This window comes from Nonomuraea sp. MG754425, assembly GCF_021699195.1.
GTDB lineage: Bacteria > Actinomycetota > Actinomycetes > Streptosporangiales > Streptosporangiaceae > Nonomuraea.
Map to the genome: position 1 here is coordinate 71410 of NZ_SSXE01000014.1, position 11367 is coordinate 82776.

Sequence of the window (11367 nt, forward strand, 5' to 3'; positions counted from 1 at the left end):
GAAAATCCGGGAACGTCCGGCGAAAGATCACCATATATATGGGCAGATCAGGACATTGGTGGCGGTTGTCGGAATTCGGATTCGCGGGCCGGCGGCGAGCCGGGTAGCGTCGGGCCCGCGACCGGCGCTACCAGTTGGCCGGCAGGCCCGGCGTCGTCGGGGGCAGCGGGCGGTCCGGCGGATGGATGACGTACACCACGCCGCCGCTGCCGGAGCTGCGCAGCCACACCTTCTCGAAGTCGGCCCGCGGGTAGACGTGCCGTACGGCCGCGTTGCTCGGCGAGGCCGGATCGTTGGCGATCACGTCGCCGTCGGAGGTGAAGCCGACGACGGCCATGAGGTGCCCGTCGGTGCCGTATCCGGCGCCGGGCAGCTCGCCCTTCTTGAACGACTGCGAGGTGACGACCGGCACGCCCGCCTTGATCAGCAGCTCCAGCTCGGTCAGCGAGCGCAGCCGGGTGACGAACGCGTCCATGCCGTACCGGCCCGCGTAGGCCGTGTTGAACGGCCAGTTGCCCGCGCCCTTGTAGGCGTGGTCGTAGGTGTGGCGGGCGGCGTGGTCGACCTCGGGGTCCGGGTCGGCGGGATCGACCCACGAGGTGTCCTCGGCGCTCGGCCACCGGTCCCAGTAACCGAGCACCATGGTGGTCGAGGTGGGGCTGCACCACGCCTCGCCGCCGCCGTCCCACTCGGGGTAGTGGCCCTGGTGCACGTTCTGGGAGCGGCGCGGCACCGCCAGCTCGGTGCCCCACGCGCCGCCGCCGGGGCTGACCGGCACGGTCTTGCGCTCGGGCACGTGGGAGCTCATCACTCCGGACGTGCGCACGCGCGGCGTCACCCCGGAGCCCGGCGTCCGGTAGAGGGTCAGGCGGAGCTGGTAGCCGCTCAGCGGCTTGCCCGCCGCCGCGACCAGTGTGTCCGTCGACACCGACGCGTCGGCGTCGCCCTGCCCCGGCACCGAGGTGCGCAGGATGTCGCCCTCGGCGTAGGACCAGCGGCCCAGCGAGTACCACTTGGTCAGGCCCCCGGCGTTGCGGCCGCGGGCCTCGACCTGCAGCCAGCTCCCCGGCGGCACGTCCGCGGTCCAGGACGCGACCAGTTCGGTGGCCCCGAAGCCGATGGCCTGCTCGGGGCCGGTCCAGCGGGCGTACTCCCATGTCTTGGTGCCGAGCGCGTCGGTGTGGGACAGCGTGCCCGCCGCCCGGCCGAACGCCAGCCCGCCGCCGGACGTCGTGCCCTCCGCGGTGCCGGTGGAGAAGTCGGCCCGCCGGTAGACGACGTCGGGGACGGCCGCGCGCGCCGGTTTCGCCGCCGCGGCGGGATCGGTGACGGGGGCGAGCAGGAGGAGAGCGGACAGGACCACGGTCAGCGCAGGCATGAACCCACCCTCTCTGAAGGCGCTCGACGCGGCTGACACTAAGCACGGCGCCCCCGGCAAAGCATCGGGAGATCTACGTATCGGCGGTCCGTCCGTGGGCGCGTGATCGTTCTGATTGCATGGGGGACGGTGGTGACGCCTCCGAGACGAGAGGAGCGTGAGATGCGGAAATACGTGATCATGGGGGTGCAGGGCAGCGGCAAGGGCACCCAGAGCGCCCTGCTCGCCGCGGACCTCGATCTGGTGCACATCAGCGTCGGAGAGATCTTCCGCTGGCACGTCAAGCACCACACCAAGCTCGGCGCGCAGGTCCGGCGGCTGCTGGTGGCCGGAGAACTGGTCGGCGACGACCTGGTGGAGGTCGTCGTCAGAGACCGCCTCCACCTGCACGACTGGAACTACGGGTTCGTCATCGACGGCTTCCCCCGCAACCGCCGCCAGGCGGAGTTCTTCCTGGAGAGCTACGACCTCGACGGCGTGATCCACCTCGACCTGCCGGACGACGAGGTGCGCCGCCGCGTCCTGGCCCGCCGGCTGTGCTCGCGGTGCGGCATGGACTACAACCTCATCGCCCACCGCCCCGAGGTGGACGGCCGCTGCGACGTGTGCGGCGGCGACCTGGTCACCCGCGCGGACGACACCCCCGAGGCGCTGGCCCGGCGGCTGGCCGACTACCACGACAAGATCGACCCGGTGATCGAGTTGTTCCGGCGCAAGGAGTACGTGATGACCGTCGACGCCCGCGCGGACAAGGCCACCGTCCAGCGGGCGATCCGCACCCGGTTCAACCTGCCGCCGTACCTGCCGGAGGGGGCCCGCCCGGCCCGCTGACCCCGCGGCGGCGGATCGGCATTGTCAAATGAAGCGCCAAAGAATTACCCGCGTCCGCATATTCGTGCCGGTGGATAATCGTTTTCCCGAATAGTCTCTCCGTGAAATCCTCTCGATTTCCTGGCCGTGAGGAAGGGGCGGGGGCATGGCGGGCGGCAACGCGACGAGGGAGCGGGCGCCACGCGGCGGCGGGGACAGGCGTCGTGGCGCGGTCCGGGCGGTGCTCGGAACCCTGCTCGCCGCCGTGCTGGGCCTGGTCAGCGGCTTCGGCGTCTCCGGCCTCGGCCTGGACGCGTACGGTCCCGCGCTGACGTGGGTGATCATCGCCTGGACGCTGATCGCGATGGTGGCCGTCGGCCTGTGGCCGCTGTTGCGCGGCGTCCGGCGCACCCGGGCCCGCCTGGCGCTGGCCGGTGGCGCGCTGGCGGTGCTGGCCGCGGTGTCCGTCTGGATCGTGGTGCTCGGCAGGCCCGGCGACGGCGTCGACCCCGTCGCTCAGGGGTGCCGGTTTCTGAGCGGCACCCACCAGATCTCCGCCGGCGCGGACATCGCCAGGAGCTGGGGCATCATCGGCAGCCTCACGCTCGTGCACAACCCCCACCCCAAGTGCGGGATGGTCTGGGCGCAGTTCCTGACGTCCGAGGACGAGGGCACGCGCCGGCCGACCTTCCGCGAGCAGCGGATCGCCACCGTCTCGCTCGACGTCGTCCGGGTGTCCCCGGCGGGCCGCCAGAGCGCCGCGTGGCGCTACGACGCCGCGCCCGCGGGCGCGGCGGACCCCCGGGACATCTGGACCCCGGGGCTGCGCCTCGAGGACGGCGTCTACGAGGCGAACATCAGCATCCTGTTCGCCGGCGGCGAGCCCGCGAACGTCCACCTCACCTGGGACACCGACAAGCCCTCCGTGCCCGCCGCGGCCGTCGCCGTCGCGGGCTGACGGCCGGCCGTCAGCTCCGTCGAATGTCGGTGAAAAAGCTGGGTTGCCTGTATTGCGTGCATGTGTGATGCGGGAGAGTATGCGACTGTCAACGGATCGATCTTGGATCGGCGGGGAGGGGTTGACGGGGTGGAACGTGCCGATGAGGCGACTCCACAGGAAAGTGACACGCTGACCTTCGGCTACGACAATGTGACGACCAGGGAAGACTTCCTGGCCGTCGTGCAATTCCTGCGCAACGGTTTCAACTCCTATGCCGACGGCGCGGCGGACGGCAATTTCATGCACGCCAACTTCCTGCTCCAGGACGGCGCCACCTCCGTCCAGCTCTACTTCCAGAAAAAGGATCTCTATCTGGTGGGATGGGCGATCGACGGCGGCCTCGGCGACTACATCGGGGCGGGCGACGAGGCTCGCCCCGCCGGAGCGGTCAAGATGAACCCGGGCAGCGACATGCCTGTCGCCTACACCGTCGGCAGCGCCGACAGCGTGTTGCTGAGCCGGAAGATCATGGAGGACGCCCTGGCCGCCCTCTACAACTACGCGCAGAACTACCGGTTCTACCTGGACAGGGGGCGAACGGGCCCGCCCCCCAAGCCGGGCAACGCCACGGAGTCCTTTCAGTTGATCATCAGGATGACCGCGGAGATGGCCAGGTTCGGCGCGTACTGCGATCACTTCGCGACGGACCATTGGGAGCGTGGCTGGGATCAACTGACCGGCATCCAGGTGGGGAGCGAGCGCTTCCCGCCGTTCAGAACGGTGATCAACATGTGGGGGGACGTGACGAAGACGGCGAAGGGCCTGCAGAACTCGGTGACCTACCTCGGCGAGGACAGGACGTCGAAGACGATAACCACGGCCCAGGCCATCACCATCCTGGGACAAGGGGCGCAGATGCGCTTACCCGCCGACCCTCCGCAGACCGGTACGAGACGCAGGAGGTGAGCCGTGGCCGAACCAGACTCCGGCGCAGTGGATCTTGACGCCCTGCGCGCGCACGTCCTGAGCCTGGGTGACCTGCCGGTGCTGAGCGCCGCCGACACCGCGCTGCCCGAGCGGTTACGCGACCTGCTTGGCACGTTCCCGAACGGCGCCTGCCAGGGGACCGGATCCGGGCCGCCGGCGCTGGACGCGGGGAACACGACGCTGACACTGTCGCTGACGTGCGCGTCCTTCGCCTGGCCGGCCGGCGCGAGCGCGACCGTCGTGACGAACGGCGTGACGGTGACCGTCACGAACCGGGGCGCGGTCACCCTCACGCTCGGTGGAACGTTCGACAAGGTCGAGGTGACCTCGACCGTGACCGCGGCCCGTACCGCGCAGGTGACCGCCGCCGTGCGGCCGGTCCGGCCGGGCGCGTTCGGCGCCGCGCTGGAGGAACTGGGCGAGCGTTTCGGCGGGGCCGCGTGGCCGAGCGCCAAGACGGGGCTCAGCGAGTTCGGGTTCGACCTCGGCGACGTGGCCGGCTTCGACTACCGCCTGGAGAAGGGGCAGCAGGGCGGCTACAAGGTGGCGTCCGTGGCGGTGGTGGCCGATCTGGACGTCAAGTCGCTTCCCCTCCAGGTCGCCGTGTGGCTGCCCGACCTGCGGGTCACCGGCCGGGTGCGCGGGGACGCGCCGGTCGGGGTCGCGTCGCTGCTGGAGTCGTTCGGCGTCCCCGCCGGTGAGCTGCCCGGCGAACTCGCCATCGGCGACCTGAGGTTCGCCGCCGCCCTCGGCCGCGCCTACATCCTGCGGATGAAGGTCACCGGCCTGTGGACGATCGGCTCCTTCGGCCTCACCTCCCTGTCGCTGGACCTGGCCTACAACAGCGCCGAGAAGTTCGTGGCCACCGTCGCGGGCACCGCGGCGATCGGCTCGTCCCTGGACATCGCGCTCTCCGCGACCAGGAGCGGCGGCGCGACGGGCGGCTGGACGTTCCAGGGCGGCCTGGCCCCCGACACGGATCTCGGGGTGGCCGACCTGGTCGCGGCGCTGGGGCTGACGGACGTGCCCGAGCCGGTCAAGAGCCTGGAGCTGACCAGCCTGTGGTTCACGCACACCACGGGCTCGGGCGGCTACGACGTCAGGCTGCGCGGCGACATGACGATCGCGGACGGGGTGCGCGCCTCGCTCGGGGTGACGGCCACCCACGACCGGTCGGGCACCCGTTACGCCGGCACGCTGGAGGTGGACGGCTACGACTTCGAGGTCGTCTTCGACAAGGACCGGTCGGGCGTGGACGTGCTCGCCGCCGCCTTCCGCGGCCCCGAAGGGGGCCTCGAGATCGTGTTGCGCGACTGGGTGGCGCACCTGTCGGAGGACCTGGCGGAAGAGGTCCCCGACAGCCTGCGGATCGGCCTGAAGGACGCCAAGTTCGTCCGGGTCAAGCCGCCGGACGGCCCGGCGCGGTTCTGCCTGGGCATCGACCTGTCGGCGGACATCGACCTCTCCCAGCTTCCCCTGGTGGGCGGGTTCGTGTCGGCGGCGGGGAGCCTGGCCGTCCAGAACCTGCAGATCCTCTACAGTTCCGGTGACTTCTCCCCGCAGGCGGTCGGCGTGGTCAACGGGCTGCTGGACGGGGTCGTGCCGCTGCCGGAGGCCGGGCTGAAGGCGGGCGTGGCGGCCCTGGCGGAGCTGAACATCGGCGGCCAGAGCACCCCGATCGCCCTCGGCGTGCCGGCCACGAACGCCCCCACCCCCTCGGGAGGCGGGCAGTCCCGCGCCCCGGCGACACAGGGCAGCGGTTCCGCACCGTCCGGGAAGGCGGGCTCCACCGGGCAGTGGATCACGGTGCAGAAGAAGCTCGGCGTCGTCCAGATCAACCGGGTGGGCGTGATCTACCAGCACAACGTGCTGCTGTTCGCGCTGGACGCCGGGGTCACGCTGGGGCCGCTGTCGATGACGTTCGACGGGCTGGCGGTCGGCTCGCCCCTGAACAAGTTCGAGCCGACGTTCAACCTGGACGGTCTCGGCATCTCCTACGACGCCCCTCCGGTGCGGATCTCCGCCGCGCTGCTGCACCTGCCGGACGACCTGCTCGCCCCCGGGGTGGCCTTCCAGTACGACGGCACCGCCACGATCGCCCTGCCGGACTTCTCGCTGGCCGCCATCGGCTCCTACGCCCAGTTGACCAGCGGCGAGCCGTCGCTGTTCGTCTTCGCCCAGCTCGAAGGCCCCCTGCTGGAGCTGCCGCCGGTGCTGATCAACGGGCTGATGGCCGGGTTCGGCTTCAACCGGGAACTGGCCATGCCGTCGGCCGCGGAGGTGACCGGCTACCCGCTGCTCGTGCTGAACAAGCAGGGCCCGGATGCGAACCAGGACAAACCCTCCTTCGTGCTGGACGTCCTGGAAGGGCGGGAACCGGCCGTGCCCGGGACCACGCCCCGGCAGTGGATCGCCCCGCGCGAGGGCTCGTACTGGCTCGCCCTCGGGGTGGAGTTCAACACGGCCGACGTGGTGAACGCCAAGGTGCTGCTGGCCGCCGAGTTCGGCCACGAACTGGTGCTGGCCGTCCTGGGGATCGCCACCCTGCAACTGCCGCAGCCGTCCGAGTCGGCCACCCGCACCTACGTCTACGCCGAACTCGGCCTGGAAGCCGTCATCCGGCCGAACCAGGGCAGCTTCGAACTGGCCGCGCAACTGTCGCCGGCCTCGTACGTGCTCACCCCCGCCTGCCACCTCACCGGCGGCTTCGCCTGCGCGTTCTGGTACGGGCCGAACCCGAACGCCGGGCAGTTCGTCATCACGCTCGGCGGCTACCACCCGGCCTTCCAGGTGCCCGCGCACTACCCCAAGGTGCCCCGGCTGGGCATCGACTGGACGGTCAGCGACTGCGTCTCGATCAAGGCGCAGGCGTACCTGGCCGTCACGCCCTCGTGCGCGATGGCGGGCGGGAGGCTGGAGGCCGTCTTCCACTCGGGCCCGCTGCGGGCCTGGTTCACCGCGCAGGCCGACCTGCTGGTGTCGTGGCGGCCCTTCCACTTCGACGCGAGCATCTCGGTGAGCATCGGCGCCTCGCTCAAGGTGGACGTCCTGTTCGTGCACAAGACCCTCACCGCCTCCGTCGGCGCCGACCTGGCCCTGTGGGGGCCGCCGACCGGCGGCGTGGTCTCCGCGCACCTGCTGTGCATCACCGTGACGGTCTCCTTCGGCGCGGGACGCCACGGATCCGGCAGCAAGACGCTGGCCTGGGAGGAGTTCGCGGGCCTGCTGCCCCAGCCGCAGGACATGATCACCATCGCCCCGGTCAGCGGCCTGGACAAGAGCGTCGACGACGGCCAGGGCGGCAAGAGATGGCTGGTCCGCGCCCGCGACCTGCGGCTGTTCACCCAGTCCGCGATTCCGGCCAGCCACCTGCGCTTCGGCGAGCAGCCGCTGGCCGCGTCCGACCCCGACGACGGCCCCCTGGTCGACATCCGTCCGATGAAACTCGGTGGCCTGGTCGGCGAGCACCGCCTGAGACTCCTCTTCGAGGACGAACCCGCCTCGGCCGACGCCTGGACGCTGACCCCCCGCGTCCGCACCGTGCCCGCGCAGCTCTGGGGCGCCCCCCTCACCCTGCTGGAGGAGTTCTTCGGCAGGCCCACCGCGGACGTGGTCGCCGGCCTGCCCGTCGGCTACGACCTCCAGGCGCCCCGTCCCGACCTGGCCGCCTCACGCGGGGTGTTCCCCCTCAGCGAGTACACCGAGGACGAACTCCCGCCCGGCGTGTCACCCCTGCCCCCGCACCCCGCCGCCAACGCCGACTTCGCCTCCGCCGACGATCCGTCGTGCGTGGACCTCATCGGCCGCACCGACCAGGCGGACGCCAGGGCCGGACGCGATCAGCTCTACGCCGCGCTGGCCGACGCCAAGCTGTTCACCGGCCCCAACGACCCCCTGACCCACCTGGCGCGCGACGCCGGCCACCTGTTCAGCCAAGCCCCCATGACCCAGGACACCGGGAGCCGGACGTGAGCCCGAGCCCGCAGCATCCCGCCCGCGACACGATCCCCGTCGGCGACATCGAGCTGCACGACCACTACCTGCCCGCGCTGCCCGCCGGCGACTACCGAGTCGAGGTCACCCACGCCCTGCGCACCGGCCAGTACGACAACGCCTCCGTCGTCGGGGGCACCTTCACCGCCGTCCAGAACTTCACGGTCCGCGGCCCGCAGGTCGCGATCGACGCCGGCGCGGTGCTCGCCGTGCAGCCGCCGGACGCCTCCAGCGGCCGGTTCGCCGAGGTGCTGCCCCACGTGGTGCTCGGCGACCCGATGCTCCCGTGGGAACGCGCGATGCCGGGCGCCCCGCCCGGCACCCCCTGGCTGGCGCTGCTGGTCCTGACCGACGACCAGCTCGTCGGCGGGACGGCCTCCCCGACCCGGACGATCTCCGGCACGGTCGGCGACTTCCTGGCCGCCGACGAGACCGTGCTCAAACCCGAGCTGAAGGTCGAGTCCGACGTCGGCGACACCGATCCGTGCACCTACATCCAGGTCGATGCCGACGACTTCCACGCGGTCGCGCCCCGCCTGGACGAGCTGCGCTTCCTGGCGCACTGCCGGGGCGCCAACACCGGGGACCGGCCCATCCTCGGTCTCCAGGAGGACGGGCTGTTCGCCGTCGTCGTCGCCAACCGCTTTCCCGCCGACGCCCCGCCCGGCTCCACCGCCGTGACCAAGAACATCGTGCACCTGGTCTCCCTGGAGGGCCACGAGAAGCTCCTCGTGGACGGGCCCGACTTCCAGGGACGCGCGTCGGTGGCGCTGCTGTCGCTCGCGAGCTGGTCGTTCTGGGCCTACCCCGACCTGGCGGCCGACTTCGCCGACCTGGCCGAGGGCCTCACCCGCCGCCCCGACGGGGCACGGGCCGACCGGGCGGACATGTGGCTGCGGCTGCCCTCGCCCTACCGGGACGACGCCGGCACCCCGGCCCCGCAGCGGCAGGTGGCCCGGCGGCTCGGCGACGGGTACGTGCCGCTGCCGTACCTGACGCGGTCGGGGGAGTCCACCTTCGGCTGGTACCGGGGGCCGCTCACCCCCGTCGTGCCGGTGGCCACCGCGCGGGCGGCGCAGGCCACCACCGCCGACGCGCTCATCGGCTACGACCCCGTCTGGGGCGGCTTCGACGTGTCGCTGGCGACCGCGTTCGAGACCGGCCGGTCGATCGCGCTGGCCGACGCCGCCTTCGCCCAGCACCTGCTGGCGTTCAAACACGCCGCCCGGCACCTCGTGGACGTGCTCTACCACCAGTCCGTCAGCACCCACCTGCCGCAGGACGGCGACGGGGGGCCGCGGACCGCGCGGGCCGCGTTCGGCGGCCTTCTCGACGGCGACCTGCTCGCCGCCCTCGGCACCCCGCCGGGCCGGCCCGACGCCCCGTGGTCGCCGCCCGCGCCGGCCGGTCCGCCGTCCGACGCGACCCAGGCGCTGGAGGACTTCCTGCGCTCCAGCGCCACCCAGGCCACCCTGACCGAGGCGCTGGCCGACGGCGACGGGCTCGCCGAGCACTTCGCCCCCATCGCGCGCTGGCTCGGACGTCTCCTGCTGCTCAACCCCGTGCCGTTCACCCACCTGGTGCCGGACGAGGGGATGCTGCCGCAGGAGTCGTTACGCTTCTTCCACCTCGACCCGAGCTGGCTGAACGCGCTGGTCTCCGGCGCGTTGAGCATCGGGGCGCAGTCCAGCCGCGACACCCTCCAGGACCAGATCGTGGCCGGGACGGTCCGGGCCGCGGCGGCCCGCGAGGCGGCGGCGCACCGCGACACCCTGCGCGACGCCGCCCCAGATGAGACCGGCGCTGATGAGACCGGCGCTGATGAGACCGGAGCCGATCAGCCCCGGGACGTCGGGGACGGCCTGGGCAGCGCCACCCGGCCGGTCTCCGGACTGCTGCTGCGCTCGGCGCTGGTCTCCGGCTGGCCGAACCTGGCCGTCCGCGCCACCGACCGGGGCGGCACGCCGCTGCCGGTGCTGCGCATGGACCATCTGGCCCCCACCATGCTGCTGTGTCTGTTCGACGGCCTGCCCGCGATGGTCGAGCTGCGCGAACCCCAGGAAGGCTTCCGGTTCGGGGTCGAGGACCACGGCGTGATCTGGCTGCGGAACCTGCTGCCGCCCGGCTCGTCCACCGACCTGGGGCTCGGCGCGCAACTCGGCACCGACGTCACCTTCGGCGTCCTGGACCACCTGCGGACGGGCGGCGTCGGCCGGGTGCTGAACCTCGGCTCGCTCGTCCCCGCGCTGCAGGCCGCGCTGGATCGCGCGCACGACGCCGCCATCGGCACGATCGGCCCCGCCGACCTGGCCATGCAGATGGTCAAGGTCCCCGAAGCCATCCATTTCACCGGCCCGAACGGAGACCGAGGTTGACCATCCGTCCCGCACTCCTCGTCCCCGTCAGCCTGGACGCCCTCGTGGTGAACTCCGCCCTGCGGGGCCGGGACGGCTTTCGCACCTGGCAGCACAACTACCGGGCGCTGGACGACTACCTGAGCCCGGAGCCGGACGAGGGCGACCGGCAGAGCAACGAGCAGGGCCTCGACCACACCGGCGTGCACCTGCACTGGACGCTGCCCCGGGGGCTGCGGCACGGCGTCCAGGACCCGGAGACCGGGGAGATCGGGTACCCGCTGGTGCCCAACCGGTGGCTGGTGGTCCGGCACAGCGGCTCCGCCACCCGCCGCGTCAAGGCGTGGGTGATCGAGAGTGACTGCCCCTTCAGCGCCACCGCCTACCGCGGCGGGCACTCCTACCAGCGCTCCAGCCCCTACCTGGTCAGCGGGGCCACCCTGCGCGGCTGGCAGGCCAGCCCCGACCCCTATCGCAACAGCATGACGTCCCCCGTGCCCCAGGTGCTGATCGGGCTCGCCTTCCCGCTCACCGACACCACCACGCCGTGGACGGAACGGGCCGCGGGCGATCCCCTGTTCGTCACCGCCATGGCCACCGGCGACCCGTACTTCACCACCTACACCGCGCACAACGGCAACGTCTTCTCCTTCCTCGACGACCTGTCCGACGTGTCCACCACGGACACGCTCGGCTACCAGGTCATCGGCTGGTACTCCAACCCCGGCGCGGACGTCCTCGCGTCCCTCCCGGCGGGCACCTCGTACGCCGACCACCTCGCCCACCTCGGCTGGCAGGACCCCCGCCTCACCGGCACCCCCGACCAGGACGGCGCGGTCACCCCCGCCACCCGCAGCCTGTACTGCGGCACCGCCCTGACCGTCGTCTGGGACGCGAACGCCACC

General features: G+C 72.0%; 7 protein-coding genes. 6 read left to right on the forward strand and 1 reads right to left on the reverse strand.

Going from position 1 to position 11367, the window contains the following annotated elements; translation table 11 throughout:
• Window positions 1-127 precede the first annotated feature (127 nt).
• Entirely contained in the window at window positions 128-1378 is a 1251-nt protein-coding gene (locus FAF44_RS07290) for a C39 family peptidase (RefSeq protein WP_237102261.1), read from the reverse strand.
• 162 nt (window positions 1379-1540) lie between these two features.
• Here FAF44_RS07290 and FAF44_RS07295 point away from each other — a divergent pair, with 162 nt between their 5' ends.
• The 6 genes from FAF44_RS07295 to FAF44_RS07320 form a co-directional block, all read left to right on the forward strand.
• Entirely contained in the window at window positions 1541-2209 is a 669-nt protein-coding gene (locus FAF44_RS07295; protein ID WP_237102262.1) for a nucleoside monophosphate kinase, read from the forward strand.
• 145 nt (window positions 2210-2354) lie between these two features.
• Entirely contained in the window at window positions 2355-3146 is a 792-nt protein-coding gene (locus tag FAF44_RS07300; protein ID WP_237102263.1) for a hypothetical protein, read from the forward strand.
• Window positions 3147-3275: 129 nt separating this feature from the next.
• Window positions 3276-4094, forward strand: coding sequence for a ribosome-inactivating family protein (locus tag FAF44_RS07305; protein WP_237102264.1), 819 nt, complete (start codon window positions 3276-3278; stop codon window positions 4092-4094).
• A gap of 27 nt (window positions 4095-4121) precedes the next feature.
• A complete protein-coding gene (locus FAF44_RS07310) occupies window positions 4122-8087 on the forward strand; it encodes a DUF6603 domain-containing protein (protein WP_237102265.1) in 3966 nt (1321 codons plus the stop codon).
• The gene (locus tag FAF44_RS07315) at window positions 8084-10483 is read left to right on the forward strand and encodes a hypothetical protein (RefSeq protein ID WP_237102266.1); all 2400 of its coding nucleotides are present in this window, start codon (window positions 8084-8086) and stop codon (window positions 10481-10483) included. Before FAF44_RS07310 ends, FAF44_RS07315 begins: the two co-directional genes overlap by 4 nt.
• A partial coding sequence (locus tag FAF44_RS07320) for a hypothetical protein (RefSeq protein ID WP_237102267.1) occupies window positions 10480-11367 on the forward strand: 888 nt, incomplete at its 3' end. The genes FAF44_RS07315 and FAF44_RS07320, both read left to right, overlap by 4 nt.

Bases quoted from the DNA above. Each gene is read 5' to 3' on its own strand.
- FAF44_RS07290 (WP_237102261.1), bottom strand. From the start codon at position 1,378: ATGCCTGCGCTGACCGTGGTCCTGTCCGCTCTCCTCCTGCTCGCCCCC.
- FAF44_RS07295 (WP_237102262.1), top strand. From the start codon at position 1,541: ATGCGGAAATACGTGATCATGGGGGTGCAGGGCAGCGGCAAGGGCACC.
- FAF44_RS07300 (WP_237102263.1), top strand. From the start codon at position 2,355: ATGGCGGGCGGCAACGCGACGAGGGAGCGGGCGCCACGCGGCGGCGGG.